General features: G+C 65.7%; 13 protein-coding genes. 5 read left to right on the forward strand and 8 right to left on the reverse strand.

The genetic code is table 11. The annotated features are described in order from the left end of the window. Positions 1 to 29: 29 nt before the first annotated feature. Positions 30 to 1,388: a glutamine synthetase family protein gene (locus PRtIB026_RS01800; protein WP_028688542.1), complete on the reverse strand. Its 1,359-nt coding sequence runs from the start codon at positions 1,386 to 1,388 to the stop codon at positions 30 to 32. 667 nt (positions 1,389 to 2,055) lie between these two features. Between PRtIB026_RS01800 and PRtIB026_RS01805 the strand changes: the two genes are divergently transcribed. Beyond that, positions 2,056 to 3,432, forward strand: a complete 1,377-nt coding sequence (locus PRtIB026_RS01805; protein ID WP_110734219.1) for a glutamine synthetase family protein — start codon at positions 2,056 to 2,058, stop codon at positions 3,430 to 3,432. Positions 3,433 to 3,639: 207 nt separating this feature from the next. On the opposite strand, the gene argA is transcribed toward PRtIB026_RS01805, so the two are convergent. After that, on the reverse strand, positions 3,640 to 4,938 hold the full coding sequence (gene argA, locus PRtIB026_RS01810) for an amino-acid N-acetyltransferase (RefSeq protein WP_110734217.1): 1,299 nt from the start codon (positions 4,936 to 4,938) through the stop codon (positions 3,640 to 3,642). 109 nt (positions 4,939 to 5,047) lie between these two features. Continuing rightward, entirely contained in the window at positions 5,048 to 6,193 is a 1,146-nt protein-coding gene (gene argE, locus PRtIB026_RS01815; RefSeq protein WP_203649582.1) for an acetylornithine deacetylase, read from the reverse strand. 237 nt (positions 6,194 to 6,430) lie between these two features. Between argE and PRtIB026_RS01820 the strand changes: the two genes are divergently transcribed. Beyond that, positions 6,431 to 7,810: an inorganic triphosphatase gene (locus PRtIB026_RS01820; protein WP_203649579.1), complete on the forward strand. Its 1,380-nt coding sequence runs from the start codon at positions 6,431 to 6,433 to the stop codon at positions 7,808 to 7,810. A gap of 57 nt (positions 7,811 to 7,867) precedes the next feature. Here the strand turns inward: PRtIB026_RS01820 and PRtIB026_RS01825 are convergent, their stop codons facing one another. Then, a complete protein-coding gene (locus PRtIB026_RS01825) occupies positions 7,868 to 8,338 on the reverse strand; it encodes an Lrp/AsnC family transcriptional regulator (RefSeq protein WP_050707492.1) in 471 nt (156 codons plus the stop codon). Positions 8,339 to 8,464: 126 nt separating this feature from the next. On the opposite strand from PRtIB026_RS01825, the gene PRtIB026_RS01830 reads away from it, so the two are divergent. The 3 genes from PRtIB026_RS01830 to PRtIB026_RS01840 all read left to right on the forward strand — a co-directional run bounded on the left by PRtIB026_RS01830 (position 8,465) and on the right by PRtIB026_RS01840 (position 10,968). Continuing rightward, a complete protein-coding gene (locus PRtIB026_RS01830; protein ID WP_203649577.1) occupies positions 8,465 to 8,779 on the forward strand; it encodes a hypothetical protein in 315 nt (104 codons plus the stop codon). Between the two features lie 99 nt (positions 8,780 to 8,878). Further along, on the forward strand, positions 8,879 to 10,561 hold the full coding sequence (locus tag PRtIB026_RS01835; RefSeq protein ID WP_203649575.1) for a GspE/PulE family protein: 1,683 nt from the start codon (positions 8,879 to 8,881) through the stop codon (positions 10,559 to 10,561). Positions 10,562 to 10,653: 92 nt separating this feature from the next. Continuing rightward, the gene (locus PRtIB026_RS01840) at positions 10,654 to 10,968 is read left to right on the forward strand and encodes a DUF2388 domain-containing protein (RefSeq protein WP_028688550.1); all 315 of its coding nucleotides are present in this window, start codon (positions 10,654 to 10,656) and stop codon (positions 10,966 to 10,968) included. 157 nt (positions 10,969 to 11,125) lie between these two features. Here PRtIB026_RS01840 and gcvP read toward each other — a convergent pair whose 3' ends face one another. From gcvP to PRtIB026_RS01860, 4 genes are all read right to left on the reverse strand, one after another. After that, a complete protein-coding gene (gene gcvP, locus PRtIB026_RS01845; RefSeq protein ID WP_203649573.1) occupies positions 11,126 to 13,999 on the reverse strand; it encodes an aminomethyl-transferring glycine dehydrogenase in 2,874 nt (957 codons plus the stop codon). Between the two features lie 175 nt (positions 14,000 to 14,174). Further along, positions 14,175 to 14,558, reverse strand: a complete 384-nt coding sequence (gene gcvH, locus PRtIB026_RS01850) for a glycine cleavage system protein GcvH (protein ID WP_203649571.1) — start codon at positions 14,556 to 14,558, stop codon at positions 14,175 to 14,177. A 49-nt stretch (positions 14,559 to 14,607) separates the two neighbouring features. Further along, positions 14,608 to 15,690, reverse strand: coding sequence for a glycine cleavage system aminomethyltransferase GcvT (gene gcvT / locus PRtIB026_RS01855; RefSeq protein WP_203649569.1), 1,083 nt, complete (start codon positions 15,688 to 15,690; stop codon positions 14,608 to 14,610). A gap of 124 nt (positions 15,691 to 15,814) precedes the next feature. After that, positions 15,815 to 17,437, reverse strand: a complete 1,623-nt coding sequence (locus tag PRtIB026_RS01860; RefSeq protein WP_203649566.1) for an ABC transporter permease — start codon at positions 17,435 to 17,437, stop codon at positions 15,815 to 15,817. Positions 17,438 to 17,554 lie beyond the last annotated feature (117 nt).

Raw genomic sequence — 17,554 nt, forward strand, 5'->3', positions numbered from 1 at the left:
TGGCCGCCCACAGGCGGCCTCAGGGTTGATCACACAGCAAACAGCAGGAACTCACGCTCCCAGGAGCTGATGACGCGCTTGAAGTTCTCATGCTCGGCGCGCTTGGTGGCGACGTAGCCGGTGATGAATTTCTTGCCCAGGTACTGCACCAGCGCGCGGCTGTTCTCCATGCGCTCCAGGGCGTCCTCGATGGTCAGCGGCAGGCGCAGGTTGCGCCGCTCATAGCCACGGCCCTGCACCGGCGCGCTGGCCTCGATGCCCTCGACCATGCCGATGTAGCCGCACAGCAGGCTGGCGGCGATGGCCAGGTAGGGGTTGGCGTCGGCGCCCGGCAAGCGGTTCTCGACCCGGCGGTTCTGCGGGCCGGCATCCGGCACGCGCAGGCCGACGGTACGGTTCTCTTCGCCCCACTCGACGTTCACCGGCGCCGAGGTGTCCGGCAGGAAGCGGCGGAACGAGTTGACGTTGGGGGCGAACAGCGGCAGCGCCTCGGGGATGAACTTCTGCAGGCCGCCGATATGGTGCAGGAACAGCTCGCTCATGCTGCCGTCGGCGTTGGAAAAGATGTTCTTGCCGGTGGCCACGTCGACCACGCTCTGGTGCAGGTGCATCGCGCTGCCCGGCTCGCCGGTCATGGGCTTGGCCATGAAGGTGGCGGCCACGTTGTGCTTGAGCGCGGCCTCGCGCATGGTGCGCTTGAACACCAGGATCTGGTCGGCCAGGTGCAGGGCATCGCCGTGACGGAAGTTGATTTCCATCTGCGCGGTGCCGTCTTCATGGATCAGCGTGTCGAGGTCCAGCTGCTGCAGTTCGCACCAGTCGTAGACATCTTCGAACAGCGGGTCGAATTCGTTGGCCGCCTCGATGGAGAACGACTGCCGCCCGGTTTCCGGACGGCCGGAACGACCCACCGGTGGCTGCAGCGGAAAGTCCGGGTCTTCGCTACGCTTGGTGAGGTAGAACTCCATCTCGGGCGCGACGATCGGCTGCCAGCCCTTGTCGGCGTAGAGTTTCAGGACCTTCTTCAATACGTTGCGCGGCGACAGCTCGACCGGGTTGCCCTTCTTGTCGTAGGTGTCGTGGATCACCTGGGCGGTCGGCTCGATGGCCCATGGCACGAGAAACACCGCGTTCTCGTCAGGGCGGCAGATCATGTCGATGTCGGCCGGGTCGAGCAGTTCGTAATAGATGTCGTCGTCGACGTAGTCGCCGGTCACGGTCTGCAGCAGCACGCTCTCGGGCAGGCGCATGCCTTTCTCGGCGATGAATTTGTTGGTGGGCGAGATCTTGCCGCGGGTGATGCCGGTCAGGTCGCTGATCAGGCATTCCACTTCGGTGATCTTGTGCTCTTTCAACCAATCGGTGAGCTGGTCGAGGTTGTGACTCATAAATACCTCAGGAGGTAATGTGGCGCGGTTGCAGGCAACCGGCGGCCACTGACGCCAGGCGTCGGGCAAAGTCGGCGCGCAGGGCGCCGAGGGGCCTGGAAAGGCCCGCGCCTTGATTCTGGATGCTGTGCATGGCTAAAGCAAAACCCCACGCGCGGGACCACAGCGGATACACACCGCGAGCGCGTGTCCGAGCAGAAAGCGAAGGGCAGAAGGAAAGGAGGTGTAGCGGTAAAGCGTTACGAGGTATGGCTTTTTTACGCGAACCGTCAATTATTGCGGCCAGCGCGGCGCCCTTTCGATGCAGGCGTGCGATGACCGGACGGCAACCGGGAGATGTACCTGAACGCACCGTGCATGCGGCGCTGACAGGTCTCGGCAAGCGGACCATGTGACCCTCGTATTATTGTGTTCTGGGTTGTGACCGAGCTTATCCTCGTTCATTTTTTTACACAACCTCTCCGTAAAAAATAAAACACGCCCCGCTCGGGATAACCCTTCAGGGCGAAAATAGCGGATAATGGCACGCCCCGATATGCAGCAAATCTGCCGTAGATGTGCCATTTAAGGGCATCATGGGCTTGGCTTGACTTCACCTGGTCTTTCCGATTGACTGGGGTTGCAAGCCCCCCTTGATTGATATTTTTAACAACAAAGGTGTTGCATCATGTCGGTACCCCCGCGTGCCGTTCAGCTTAACGAAGCGAACGCGTTCCTTAAGGAACATCCTGAGGTTCTCTACGTTGACCTTCTGATTGCAGATATGAATGGTGTGGTGCGCGGCAAGCGCATAGAGCGCACCAGCCTCCACAAGGTTTACGAGAAAGGCATCAACCTGCCTGCCTCCCTCTTCGCCCTGGATATCAACGGTTCGACCGTCGAAAGCACCGGCCTTGGCCTGGACATCGGCGACGCCGACCGCATCTGCTACCCCATCCCCGGCACCCTCTCCAACGAACCCTGGCAGAAGCGCCCGACCGCGCAGCTGCTGATGACCATGCACGAAATCGAAGGCGAGCCGTTCTTCGCCGACCCGCGTGAAGTGTTGCGCCAGGTGGTGAGCAAGTTCACCGACATGGGCCTGACCATCTGCGCCGCGTTCGAGCTGGAGTTCTACCTGATCGACCAGGAGAACGTGAACGGCCGTCCGCAGCCGCCGCGCTCGCCGATCTCGGGCAAGCGCCCGCAGTCGACCCAGGTGTACCTGATCGACGACCTCGACGAATACGCCGACTGCCTGCAGGACATCCTCGAAGGCGCGAAAGAACAAGGCATCCCGGCCGACGCCATCGTCAAGGAAAGCGCCCCGGCGCAGTTCGAAGTCAACCTGCACCACGTCGCCGACCCGCTCAAGGCCTGTGACTACGCAGTACTGCTCAAGCGCCTGATCAAGAACATCGCCTACGACCATGAAATGGACACCACCTTCATGGCCAAGCCCTACCCGGGCCAGGCAGGCAACGGCCTGCATGTACACATTTCCGTGCTGGACAAGGATGGCAACAACATCTTCACCAGCGAGGATCCCGAGCAGAACGCCGCGCTACGTCACGCTGTCGGCGGTGTGCTCGAGACCCTGCCCGCTTCGATGGCGTTCCTCTGCCCGAACGTCAACTCGTACCGCCGTTTCGGTGCGCAGTTCTACGTGCCCAACGCACCGAGCTGGGGCCTGGACAACCGTACCGTGGCCCTGCGCGTGCCGACCGGCTCGCCTGATGCCGTGCGCATCGAGCACCGGGTGGCCGGCGCCGACGCCAACCCGTACCTGATGATGGCGGCCGTGCTGGCCGGCGTGCACCATGGTCTGACCAACAAAATCGAACCGGGCGAGCCGATCGAAGGCAACTCGTACGAGCAGCTGGAGCAGAGCCTGCCGAACAACCTGCGTGATGCCCTGCGCGAGCTGGACGACAGCGAGATCCTCAACAAGTACATCGATCCGAAGTACATCGACATCTTCGTCGCGTGCAAGGAGAGCGAGCTGGAGGAGTTCGAGCATTCGATCTCCGACCTCGAGTACAACTGGTACCTGCACACCGTGTAAACGAAAACGCCGCCCACAAGGGCGGCGTTTTTCTTTGGCCCGCAGATACACCCATCCATGTGTAGGAGCGGCCTTGCGCCGCGAAAGGGGTGCGAAGCGCCCCCAAGATTTGTGCATCAATTCTGAAATTGCCGGGGCCGCTGCGCGGCCCTTTCCGGCCGGTCCGACGCCTCGGCAAGGCCGCTCCTACAGGGGCCGTATTTGCTGTCAGAGCGGCTTCTCGAAGATCTTCGAATTACGCTGGTAGTTGTACAGCGACGCCCGCGCCGCTGGCAGCCGTTCCACGCCACTGGGTGCGAAGCCGCGCTCACGGAACCAGTGCGCAGTCCGGGTCGTCAACACGAACAGGGTATTGAGCCCCAGCTTGCGCGCCCGCTCCTCGATGCGCTCGAGCAACTCGTCGCCACGCCCGCCATGCCGGTACTCCGGGTTCACCGCCAGGCACGCCAGCTCCCCGGCCTCGGAGTCGGCAATCGGGTACAGCGCCGCGCAGGCGATAATCATGCCCTCGCGCTCGACCACGCTGAACTGCTCGATCTCCCGCTCCAGCACCTCGCGCGAACGGCGCACCAGAATGCCCTGCTCTTCCAGCGGGCTGATCAGCTCCAGCAGGCCGCCGACATCCTCGATGGTCGCCTCGCGCACCACCTCGAACTGCTCCTGGGACACCAGCGTGCCGCCACCGCCACGGGTGAACAGCTCGGTCAGCAGTGCACCGTCCTCGGCATAGCTGACGATATGACTGCGCGCCACGCCGCCCTTGCAGGCCTCGGCGGCGGCATCCAGCAGCTCGGCCTGGTAGTCGCTGCCCAGGCGCTGCAGGTGCGGCGCAATGTGTTGTGGCCGCAGCTCGCGCACCAGCTGGCCATGGGCGTCCAGCAGGCCCGGTTCGGCGCCGAACAGCAGCAGCTTGTCGGCACCCAGCTCGATGGCGGCGCGGGTGGCCACGTCCTCGCAGGCGAGGTTGAAGATCTCGCCGGTCGGCGAATAGCCCAGCGGCGACAGCAGCACGATGGAGCGCTCGTCGAGCAGGCGGTTGATGCCCTTGCGGTCGACCCGGCGCACCTCGCCGGTGTGGTGGTAGTCGACCCCTTCGAGCACGCCGATCGGCCGTGCCGTGACCAGGTTGCCGGAGGCCACCCGCAGGCGCGAGCCCTGCATCGGCGAGGCCGCCATGTCCATCGACAGGCGCGCCTCGATGGCCAGGCGCAGGGCGCCGACTGCATCGATCACGCAGTCAAGCGTTGCCGCGTCGGTGATGCGCATGCCGTGATGGTAGTGCGGGGTCAGGCCGCGCGCGGCCAGGCGGCTTTCGATCTGCGGGCGCGAGCCGTGGACCAGCACCAGGCGCACGCCAAGGCTGTGCAGCAGCACCAGGTCGTGGACGATGTTGCCGAAGTTCGGGTGTTCGACGCCGTCACCGGGGAGCATGACCACGAAGGTGCAGTCGCGGTGGGCGTTGATGTAGGGAGACGCATGACGCAGCCAGTTGACGTAATCGGGCATGACAGGGCCTGTGGATAAGTGAACGGAGAACGAAAAGGCGCACAACGTTCGAAAGTCATCGTCGGAACAGGCTTGCGGTCACGCGCGGTCTCCTCTGGTCAGGGAAAGATCAATGGCTCAGGCAATAGTGCCGGATCAGGTCACGCAATAGACGCACGGTAGGCTCGATTCGTGACATTTCAAGGTATTCGCCGGGCTGGTGGGCACAGGCGATGTCACCCGGGCCGAGCACGATGGTCTGGCAACCGAGCTGCTGAAGATAAGGTGCTTCGGTGCCAAAGGCCACCGCTTCGGCTCGGTGGCCGGTCAGACGCTCGGCCACCCGCACCAGTTCGCTGTCGGCGTTCTGCTCGAACGGCGGCACTTCGGGGAACAGCGGCGCATAGTCGATACGCACTTCATGGCGCTCGGCCAATGGCGCGAGCTTGCCGCGGATCGCCGCGCGCAGCTGCTCGACATCCATGCCCGGCAGCGGGCGCAGGTCGAACTCCAGGGCGCACTGGCCACAGATGCGGTTGGGGTTGTCGCCACCGTGGATGCAGCCGAAGTTCAGGGTCGGCGTCGGCACCGTGAACTGCGGGTTGCGGTACTGCTCCTGCCAGGTGCGACGCAGGCCCATCAGCTCGCCCATCACCGCGTGCATGGCTTCCATGGCGCTGCGGCCCAGGCTCGGATCCGACGAATGGCCACTGCGGCCGAGGATGTCGATGCGGTCCATGAGGATGCCCTTGTGCATCCTGATCGGCTTGAGCCCGGTGGGTTCGCCGATAACCGCCGCCCGTCCGAGCGGCTGGCCGGCCTCGGCCAGGGCGCGGGCGCCGGACATCGAGCTTTCCTCGTCGCAGGTGGCGAGGATCAGCAGCGGTTGCTTGAAATCGTGTTCGAGCAGCGGGATCACCGCATCGATGACCAGGGCGAAGAAGCCTTTCATGTCGCAGCTGCCCAGCCCGACCCAGCGGCCATCGACCTCGGTCAGCTTGAGCGGATCGCTGCTCCACAGCTGCGGGTCGTAGGGCACGGTATCGCTGTGCCCGGCCAGCACCAGGCCGCCCGGGCCGGTGCCGCGGCTGGCCAGGAGGTTGAACTTGCCGGGGCTGACCTGCTGGATCTCGCAGGTGAAGCCCAGGTCATCCAGCCAGCCGGCCAGCAGGTCGATGACCGCGCGGTTGGACTGGTCCAGCGCGGGTTGAGTGCAACTGACCGAGGGCGCGGCGATCAGGGCGGCGAACTGGTCTTTCAGCGACGGCAACGGCATGCGCGGACTCCTTGGAAGCATGGCCCATCATAGCAACGCGAAAGCCTCGCGGGGCAAGCCTGCAAACCCCAAGAGGAGGCCTTCGTGGAAGCGGGCTTGCCCCGCGATGGCGCAAGCCTGCACACCCTCGCATTCGGATCTGGCAGCATCGCCGGACAAGCCCGCTCCCACGAACAAGGAATCAGGCCGTAACTGCGGTAGACTGCACGCCTACGACGCCCCCTTCCCGAGCCCGCGATGCACAAAGAAACCGAACTCAAACTCCGCGCCAGTCGCGAGACCCTTGCCGCGCTGCGCGAGCACCCCCTGCTGAAGAAGCGCAACAAGTCCGGCTGGCAGACCCGCGAACTGCTCAACCAGTACTTCGACACCCCGGAGCGCGACCTGTCCGCCGCCCGTGTTGCCCTGCGCCTGCGTCGCGATGGCGAGGTCATCATCCAGACCCTCAAGTGCCGTGGCCAGAGCGTCGCCGGGCTGTCCGAGCGCAACGAGCACGAGTGGCACCTGGACAAGGCCAAGCTCGACCTGAAGAAGCTCGACGCCGCCTGCTGGCCCGAGCAACTGGCCGAGCTGGACAAGAAGACCATCAAGCCGCTGTTCACCACCGACTTCACCCGCGAGTACGCCGAGATCTCCTGGGGCCGCGGCAAGGCGAAGGTGGTGATCGAGGCTGCGCTGGACCAGGGTTTCGTCATCGCCGGCAAGCGCAAGGAAGAGATCTGCGAACTGGAGCTGGAGCTGCGTGAAGGGGCCCCGGAAGCGCTGCTGGAGCTGGCCGCCGAGCTGTCCGCCAGCCTGGCCCTGATGCCCTGCGACATCAGCAAGGCCGAGCGCGGCTACCGCCTGCTCGATCCGGACAGCTACGAGCTGGGCCTGCCGGTGACCGAACTGCAGGCCGAGATGCCGCTGGACGACGCCTACGCCGCCCTCGCCTGGCAACTGCTGGGCAGCAGCCAGCGCCTGGCCGAGCAGTATCGCCACAATGGCCACTGGCGCCTGCTGCAGGACTGGGTTCGCTGCCTGGCCGAACTGCGCGCCCTCACCGCCAGCCTTGGCCAGGCCGCGCCGCGCCCGACCACCCGCGCCCTGCGCGCCAGCCTCGACGCGCTGCTGGAAGACTGGCGCCCGCTGGTGCTGGCCGGCAACGATGACGAGGACATTCGCCGCGCCGCCCCCGAGCAGTTCGCCGAAGAGCTGGAAGACCCGCGCTGGGGCCAGTTCTCCCTGGAGACCGCGCGCTGGCTGACTGCCCGCGCCTGGACCGCCGAGCGCAAGGGCCGTGGCGAGCGCCAGGGCAACGCGCAGCTGGCCAGCTGGCTGCAGCACCTGCTGGGCGAGGAGTCCCGCGCCCTGAAGCTGCCGCTGTACGTGCAGCGCCCGGAAGACCTGGCCGAGCAGCTGCCGCGCATCGAATGCGTGCAGGCGTGGCTGCACCACGCCCGCCAGGTGCTGGACCTGCCGCAGCAGGACCGTCTCTACGGCGAGCTGAACAAACTGCACGAGCTGGCCGAGCTGCCGCTGGTCGAAGAAGGCAAGGAAGAACTGCTCGAAGCCCGCATCGAGCAGGCCCGCGCCATCGAGCAGAACCGCGCCTGGAAGCATCTGCTCAAGGCCTGAGTCCGCGCCGCCCGCTCCTGCACTGCGTGGGAGCGGGCTTGTTCCACGATCGACGCTTCAGGGTCTCAACGGCAAGCTGGTGGTCGACTTGATCTCCGACAAGGCCACGATCGAGTTCACCTCCTGGATACCCGGCACGTTCGACAGCTTTTCGAAGAAGAACCGCTCGTAAGCCTCGATATCCGAGGTGACGATGCGCAGCAGGAAGTCCACCGCCCCCATCAGCACGTAGCATTCCAGCACTTCGGGAAAACCGCGGATGGCCTCGGTGAACTCGGCGAAATTCGACCGCCCGTGGGCGTTGAGCTTTACCTCGGCGAAGATCTGCGTGTTCAGCCCCACCTTCTTGCGATCCAGCAGGGTCACCTGCCCGCGGATCACACCCTCCTCCTTCAAGCGCTGGATGCGTCGCCAGCACGGCGACTGCGACAAGCCCACGCGCTCGGCGATCTGCGCACTGGACAGCGACGCGTCCTCCTGCAGCAATTCGAGGATGCGCCGATCATAGGCATCCAATTCGCCATGCATTATCAATTCTCCAAAGCTCAACTTAGCGAATTGAATTATTCGCAATAGATGCAAAACACTCAAATCATAGCGAAAAAATGCCACCGCCAACGTGCAAGAATTTCTCCACTTTCGCGGAGAAACGCCATGCACGCAGCCGAACACCCCAGGATCGATGCCTGGGCCGCCAACACCGCCCACAGCACCGTCCACTACCGCCTGCAGGCCGAGGCGGAACCGGACAGCCTGTGCCGGGTGCTCAACCTGTTCGCCCTGCAGTTCCTCACGCCGCACAGCGTGCAGGTCAGCCAGTGCGATGACCTGCTGGACATGGAAATCGGCATCGGCGGCCTGAGCTGGCACCGCGCCGAAGTCATCGCACAGAAACTGCGCAACCTGGTCTGCGTGGCCGATGTCAGCCTGGAATGCCGACCACGCCTGGCGCAGGCCGCCTCGGCCTGATCGCGCTCCGGCAAGATTCCGAAACCCTTTATTCACCCGACCGCCGCGCCCTCTGGCTAGCCTTGCCAGCGTCATGGATCACCTGGCAGGGATATCGCCATGTTCGCCAACGCTAGCCAAGACCTGGACCTGAACCGCCTGCTCGACGCCTTGCTCGCCGAACAGCGGATCGCCGCCTGCGACGCGCTCAAGGCGCTCGAACGGGCCAGGCAACACCCTGACAAGCATCCCCTGGAGCTGATCGCCGAGCTGGTCCTGGCAGACCCGTTGCACCCTGGCCAGCACCTGAGCCTCGACGCGCTCTGTCACTGGCTGGCGGGTCTGGTGGGCCAACCGTTCCTGCACATCGACCCGCTGCGGGTCGACCTGACACAGATCGCCAACCTGATGTCCGCGGCCTTCGCCGAACGCCACGGCATTCTCGCCGTGGCAGTGGACGACAGCAGCGTCACCGTGGCCAGCGCCCAACCCTATCGACGTGACTGGGAAGCCGACCTGAGCCAAGCCCTGGGCAAGCGCGTGCAACGGGTGCTGGCCAGTCCACGGCAGATCCGCCAGCTGACGCCCACCTTCTTCGGCCTGGCGCATTCGCTGCGCGGTGCCGGACAGCCCCCTACACCCGGGCTCGGCGAGCTCGAGCAACTGCTGGAGCTCGGCGCTAGCCAAGCGCAGGCGGACGCCGACGATCAGCATGTGGTGCGCATCGTCGACTGGATACTGCAATACGCCATCGAACAGCGCGCCAGCGATATCCACCTGGAGCCGCGCCGTGAACTGGGTCACCTGCGCCTGCGCATCGATGGCCTGCTGTACCCCGTCTATGCCTTCCCCGCCGGCGTCGCCCTGGCCATGATCAGCCGCCTCAAGCACCTGAGCCGGATGAACGTGGCGGAGAAACGCCGGCCACAGGACGGCCGCCTGAAAAGCCGCCTGGCGGATGGCGCGCAGATCGAACTGCGCCTGTCCACGCTGCCCACGCCATTCGGCGAAAAGCTGGTGCTGCGCCTGTTCGATCCGCAGCTACGCCACGAAACCCTCGAACACCTTGGCCTGGAGGCGCCCTTGCTCACCCAGTGGAAAGCCCTGCTGCAGCGACGCCAGGGTATCCTGCTGGTGACCGGACCCACCGGCTCGGGCAAGACCAGTACCCTGTACGCCAGCCTGCGCCACCTGGCCACGCCCCAGGTCAACCTGTGCAGCATCGAAGACCCCATCGAGCGACTGGAGCCTGCGATCAACCAGCTGCAGGTGCAACCAGGCCTGGGCCTGGGCTTCGCCGATGGCGTGCGCGCCCTGCTGCGGCAGGACCCGGACATCATCATGATCGGCGAGATCCGCGATCAGGAAACCGCCCAGGTGGCAGTACAAGCGGCCCTGACCGGCCACCTGGTGCTGTCCACCCTGCACACCGACGATGCCTGCGCGGCGATCACCCGCCTGCAGGAGCTGAAGGTGGCCGACTACCTGATCAGGGCCACGTTGCTCGGGGTCATGGCCCAGCGGCTGGTGCGCACCCTGTGTCCGTCCTGCCAAGGCATGGAGCACACTGATCGCCCGGCCTGCCAGACCTGCAGGGGCAGCGGCTTTCATGGCCGCACCGGGCTGTTCGAGCTGCTCCGGGTCGGCAGCGCGCTGCGCCAGCGCATTACCCCGGGCGCCGATCTGGAGGCGCTGCGCCAGCAGGCGGCCGCCGATGGCCTGCACGACCTGCGCCGCTGCGGGCGCCGGCTGGCCGAGCAACGGCTGACCTCCCTCGAGGAAGTGCTGCGGGTCTGTGGATAAGTAAGAAATCCCCTGTGTGGTCGGGAACTTGGCAGCGGAAAACCGGATCAAACCGGCATTCCGACAGCCCTCATCGACCGAGGTGATTCATCATGCGTTTCAAAACAGCCATCGCAGCCACCGTCCTCTGCTCGCTGCCCCTTGGCTCCGCCATGGCCGACACGTTCTGGCGCAACATCATCTCCTCCGGTGCCACCACTGCCTCGACCTACCTGACCTTCAAGGATCACAAGCTGATCGTCGCCGCCCAGGACGACGCCGGCAGCTTCGTCGCCAGCGAAGGCGCCATCCGCGGGCCGTTCCTGGAAGCCGCGATCCGCCAGGTGCGCGCGGACAACCCGGGCGTCCAGGCCAGCGACATGGAGCTGGCCAACGCGATCCTGGCCAAGAACGCCGTGGCCGAGTAATCATTCAAAACAAACGCTCCCTTCTGTAGGAGCGGCCTTGTGCCGCGAAAGGGCCGAAAGCGGCTCCGGCGATATCAGCTTGGTCCACGAATCGCCGGGGGTGCTTCGCACCCCTTTTCGCGGCACAAGGCCGCTCCTACAGGGGGTGGTTCCTCCTTCAGCGATACGCCTCCACCGGCACGCACGCACAGAACAGATTCCTGTCCCCATACACGTTGTCGACTCGGTTCACCGCCGGCCAGTACTTGTGCTGGCGCGCGTGAGCGCTGGGGGCGATGCCCTGCTCGATGCTGTATGGCCGGTTCCACGGCGCCAGCACGTCGGCCAGGGTGTGCGGCGCATGCTTGAGCGGATTGTCCTCGGCCGGCCAGTTGCCCTCCTGCACCTCGGCGATTTCCGCCCTGATCGCCAGCATCGCCTCGACGAAACGGTCCAGTTCGGCCTTCGACTCGCTCTCGGTGGGCTCGACCATCAGCGTGCCCGGCACCGGGAACGACATGGTCGGCGCATGGAAGCCGTAGTCCATCAGGCGCTTGGCCACATCCTCCTCGGTGATGCCGGTCAGCGCCTTGAGCGGCCGCAGGTCGAAGATGCACTCATGGGCCACCCGTTGGTTGCGCCCACGGTAGAGCACCGGGAAGGCATCGCGCAGCTGGCTGGCCAGGTAGTTGGCGGACAGGATCGCCACCTCGCTGGCGTCGGCCAGTTGCGGCCCCATCATGGCGATGTACATCCAGCTGATCGGCAGGATGCTGGCACTGCCCCAGGGCGCCGCGCTCACCGCGCTGTTGGTCGGCTCCAAGCCCGGCACCGGCACCACCGGGTGGCTGGCGACGAACGGCTTGAGGTGGGCGCGGATGCCGATTGGGCCCATGCCCGGACCGCCGCCGCCATGGGGAATGCAGAAGGTCTTGTGCAGGTTCATGTGCGAGACGTCGGCACCGATGTCCGCCGGTCGCGCCAGCCCCACCTGGGCATTGAGGTTGGCGCCGTCCATGTACACCTGCCCACCGTACTGGTGCACCACTTCGCAGATCTCGCGGATCCCCTCCTCGTACACGCCATGGGTGGAGGGGTAGGTCACCATGAGGCATGACAGCCGCTCGCCGGCGGCCCGGGCCTTGGCCTTGAGATCATCGAGATCGACGTTGCCGTCTTCGTCGCACTCGACGATCACCACTTCCATGCCGGCCATCTGCGCCGATGCCGGGTTGGTGCCATGGGCCGAGGACGGGATCAGGCACAAGGTGCGCCCGGGCTGGTGACGGCTGCGGTGGTAACGGGTGATGGCCATGAGCCCGGCGTATTCGCCCTGGGCACCGGAGTTGGGCTGCATGCAGATGGCGTCGAAGCCGGTGATCGCGCACAACCAGCTTTCCAGCTCGTCGATCATCGCCTTGTAGCCTTGCACCTGGGCGGCCGGGGCAAAGGGATGCGGCTGGGCGAACTCCGGCCAGGTGATGGGGATCATCTCGCTGCTGGCATTGAGCTTCATGGTGCACGAGCCCAGCGGAATCATCGACTGGTTCAGTGCCAGGTCCTTGTTCTCCAGCTGCTTGAGGTAGCGCAGCATCTCGGTTTCGCTGTGGTGCAGGTTGAACACCGGGTGCCCGAGGATCGGCGTACGGCGCACCAGCGCACCGGGGATGCCTTCGGGCAGCGCCTGCTGGTCGAGCGTGGCGATGTCCAGGCCGTGGTCGACGCCGAGGAAGATATCCAGCAGCTTGAGCACCGTGGCTTCGTTACAGGTTTCGTCCAGGCTCACCCCCAGGTGCCCGCGCCCGAGGATGCGCAGGTTGATGCGGGCAGCCTCGGCGCTCTCGATGATCGCCGCCTGGGTGCCGCCGACGTCCAGGGTCAGGGTGTCGAAGAAGTGCTGGTTGAGGCGCTTGATGCCCTTGGCTTCAAGGCCGGCGGCGAGGATGAAGGTCAGCCGGTGTACCCGCTGGGCGATGCGCTGCAGGCCTTCGGGGCCGTGGTAGACGGCGTAGAATCCGGCGATATTGGCCAACAGCACCTGGGCCGTGCAGATATTGGAGTTGGCCTTCTCCCGGCGGATGTGTTGCTCGCGGGTCTGCAGGGCCATGCGCAGCGCGGTGTTGCCGCGGGCATCGCGGGACACGCCGATGATGCGCCCGGGCATGGCCCGCTTGTAGTCGTCGCGGCAGGCGAAATAGGCCGCGTGTGGCCCGCCGTAGCCCATGGGCACGCCAAAGCGCTGGGTCGAGCCGAGCACCACGTCGGCCCCCAGCTCGCCCGGCGGCGTCAGCACCACCAGGCTGAGAATGTCGGCGGCGACGCAGGCCAGGGCCTGCTGGGCGTGCAGTTGCTCGACCAGCGGACGCAGGTCGCGCACCTCGCCGTGGGTGTCCGGGTACTGCAGCAACGCCCCGAACACCTTGTGCTTGGCCAGGTTATCCACAGAATCGATGATCAGCTCGAAGCCGAAGCCCTCGGCGCGGGTCTTGAGCACCGACAGGGTCTGCGGGTGGCAGTGCTCGTCGGCGAAAAAGGCATTGCTCTTGCTGCGTGCCACACGCTTGGCCATGGCCATGGCCTCGGCGGCGGCGGTGGCCTCGTCGAGCAACGAGGCATTGGCCAGGGCCAGGCCGGTGAGGTCGATGACCATCTGCTGGTAGTTCAGCAGCGCCTCCAGCCGCCCTTGGGCGATTTCCGGCTGATAGGGCGTGTAGGCGGTGTACCAGCCGGGATTCTCCAGCACGTTGCGCAGGATGACCGTAGGGGTGATGGTCGCGTGGTAGCCCATGCCGATCAGGCTGGTCCACAGCTGGTTCTGCGCGGCATGGCTCGCCAGCCTGGCCAGCGCGGCCTGCTCATCGAGGGCTGGCGGCAGGTCCAGCGGGCGGTTGAAGCGGATGCCCGGCGGTACCGTCTGCTCGATCAGTTCGCTGCGGCTGGCGACGCCAAGGGCGTCGAGCATGGCCTGCTGCTCCTGGGCATCGGGCCCCAGGTGGCGACGCAGGAAAGGGTTGGGCTCTTGCAGTTGATGCAGGGATGGCGACTGGGACATGGCGACGATCTCTTCCTGGACCAGTTCTCAAGGGAGACTTACAAGTCTAGGAAGGGATCGGCGATATTGCGGGAAAACTTGCTTTTACAATACCGGCCTCATCGCGGGGCAAGCCCGCTCCCACGATGTGTACCATGCGTGGGAGCGGGCTTGCCCCGCGATGAGGCCGGTCCTGTCACTCGCCGATCAGGGCTGCGTAACCAGCGGCATCCAGCAGCTTGTCCAGCTCGGACTTGTCGCTCGGCTTGAGCTTGAAGATCCACGAATCGTACGGCGATTCGTTGAGCAGTTCCGGGCTGTCGGCCAGTTCTTCGTTGACCGCGATCACCTCGCCACCCACCGGCGCGTAGATGTCCGAAGCTGCCTTGACCGACTCGACCACGCCAGCGGCGTCGCCAGCAGCGAACACCTTGCCGACTTCGGCCAGCTCGACGAACACCACGTCACCCAGGGCTTCCTGGGCGTGATCGCTGATACCCACGGTCACTGTGCCATCGGCTTCCAGGCGGGCCCATTCATGGCTTTCGGCAAAACGCAGGTCGGCGGGGATTTGGCTCATTGTCTTGTATTCCTCGTTAGGGTCAGCGGTCGGCCCGCCATTTGAATAATCAGATCAGGATCTTGCCATGGCGCACGAAGGTCGGCTTGACCACCCGCACCGGGTACCACTTGCCGCGGATCTCCACCTCGGCGCGGTCGCCGGTGGCCATCGGCACGCGGGCCAAGGCAATGGATTTGCTCAGCGTAGGCGAGAAACTACCACTGGTTATCTCTCCTTCGCCAATCCCGGATACACGGACCACCTGGTGGGCACGCAGTACACCGCGCTCCTCGAGCACCAGGCCGACCAGTTTTTCCTTCACGCCCTGCTCGATTTCCGCCAGCAGGCCGGCACGGCCAATGAATTCGCGCCCCGCCGGCTCCCAGGCGACGCTCCAACCCAGGTTGGAGGTCAGCGGGGTGTGGGCTTCGTCGATGTCCTGGCCATACAGGTTCATGCCGGCTTCCAGGCGCAGCGTATCGCGCGCGCCCAGGCCGCTCGGGGCGATGCCGGCGCCGACCAGGTCGTTGAAGAACGCCGGGGCCTGCGCGCCGGGAAGGATGATCTCCAGGCCGTCCTCGCCGGTATAACCGGTGCGGGCGATGAACCAGTCACCGTCGGCGAGGCCTTCGAACGGGCGCAGTTCGCGGATCAGCGCGGCACGCGAGGCGCTGAGCAAGGCGGCGACCTTTTCCCGGGCATGGGGGCCCTGGATGGCGAGAATGGCCAGGTCAGGGCGCACCTTGAAACCGACCTTGAAACCTTCGCTACGCGCTTGCAGCCAGGCCAGTACCTTGTCGCGGGTGGCGGCATTGGCCACCAGACGGTAGCCGTCCTCGGTGCGGTAGGCGATCAGGTCGTCGATCACCCCGCCGTCGGCGTTGAGCAGGGGGCTGTAGAGGGCCTTGCCGGGGCTTTCCAGACGCGTCACGTCATTGGCCAGCAGGTGTTGCAGCCAGGGTGTGGCGGCGCAACCGTCGATATCGATGACGGTCATGTGGGAGACATCGAAGACCCCGCAGTCACTGCGCACCTGGTGGTGCTCCTCGACTTGCGAGCCGTAATGCAGGGGCATGTCCCATCCGCCGAAATCGACCGTCTTGGCGCCGAGCGCCAGGTGCAGGTCATACAGAGGCGTACGCTGTCCCATGGGTTTCTCCTTCCGGGCGTGGCGAGGCGGCGGCGGTCGGCGATGTTCAATCATCACCTGTTCTTGTAGGACCCGTCGCTGCGAATGCCGCGCATTGTAGCCGCAAGGAGGCTGCGTGGCACCCTCAGCGCGGGTGGCCCGGACGATGGGCCGAGCGACGGATCAGGCCGATCACCGGCAGCAGGCCGACCAGCACCAGGGTCAGGGCCGGCAGCGAGGCCCGTGCCCATTCGCCCTCGCTGGTCATCTCGAACACCCGCACGGCCAGGGTGTCCCAGCCGAACGGGCGCATCAGCAGGGTCGCCGGCATCTCTTTCAACACGTCGACGAACACCAGCAGGGCGGCGCTGAGCGCACCGGGCACCAGCAACGGCAGATACACCTTGAAAAACAATCCCGGCCCGGCGACCCCGAGGCTGCGCGACGCCTCCGGCAACGACGGACGGATCCGCTCCAGGCTGCTTTCCAACGGGCCATAGGCCACGGCGATGAAGCGCACCAGGTAGGCCAGCAGCAGGGCCGACAGGCTGCCCAGCAGCAACGGCTTGCCCGCCCCGCCCAACCATTGCGACAGCGGCACCACCAGTTGGTTGTCCAGGTAGCTGAACGCCAGCATGATCGATACAGCCAGCACCGAGCCCGGCAAGGCATAGCCGAGGTTGGCCAGGCCGACCCCGGCGCGGATGGCCGTGGTCGGCGCCTGGCGCCGGGCGAAGGCCATCAGCATGGCCACACTGACCGTGATCAGCGCCGCCATGGCGCCCAGGTACAAAGTGTGCAGGACCAACCCGACATACCGCTCATCCAGATCGTGTCGGCCGCGCTGCCAGAACCACGCCAGCAACTGCAGCATCGGAATGACGAAGGCGCAGGCGAACACCAGCAGGCACCAGCCGCTGGCGGCCAATGCCTTGATCCCCCGCAGGTGGTACAGCGCCTGGCCTCGCGGCCGCTCATTGCCGCTGCGGCTGGCACCACGGGCGCGGCGCTCGCCATACAGCACCAGCATCACCGCCAGCAGCAGCAGGCTGGCCAGCTGCGCCGCGCTGGACAGGCTGAAGAAGCCGTACCAGGTCTTGTAGATGGCCGTGGTGAAGGTGTCGAAGTTGAACACCGCCACCGCGCCGAAATCGGCCAGGGTCTCCATCAGCGCCAGGGCGATGCCGGCGCCGATGGCCGGGCGCGCCATGGGCAAGGCCACCCGCCAGAACGCCTGCAGCGGCGACAGCCCGAGTACCCGCGCCGCCTCCATCAGGCCCTTGCCCTGGGCCATGAACGCGGTGCGCGCCAGCAGGTAGACATAGGGATAGAACACCAGCACCAGCACCGTGATCACGCCGCCCGTGGAGCGCACCCGCGGCAGGCGCATGGGCCCGAACACCTCGCGCAGGGCCGTCTGCACCGGGCCTGCGAAGTCGAGCAGGCCGACGAAGACGAACGCCAGGACATAGGCCGGAATCGCGAACGGCAGCATCAGCGCCCAGTCCAGCCAGCGCCGACCGGGGAATTCGCAGAGGCTGGTGAGCCAGGCCAGGCTCACCCCCAGCACGGTCACGCCGAGGCCCACCCCCAGCACCAGGGTCAGGGTGTTGCCCAGCAGGCGGCTCATCTGGGTGTCGAGCAGGTGCGACCAGATCTGCATGTCGACCGATTGCCAGGACAGCAGCAGGACGCTCAGCGGGAGCAGGACCAGGGCGGCGGTCAGGGAGACCGGCAGGTACCAGCGGCGTTGGGGGGTGTGGGGCAATGCAGGAGTCTCGGTTGCAGGTGGCGACCGCTGCGCGGTCGTTCGCGGCTAAAGCCGCTCCCACAGGGATCGCGCAAACCTGCCAGGCAGCGCAGAACCTGTGGGAGCGGCTTTAGC

The organism is Pseudomonas sp. RtIB026, assembly GCF_016861355.2.
Classification (GTDB): Bacteria; Pseudomonadota; Gammaproteobacteria; order Pseudomonadales; family Pseudomonadaceae; genus Aquipseudomonas; species Aquipseudomonas peradeniyensis.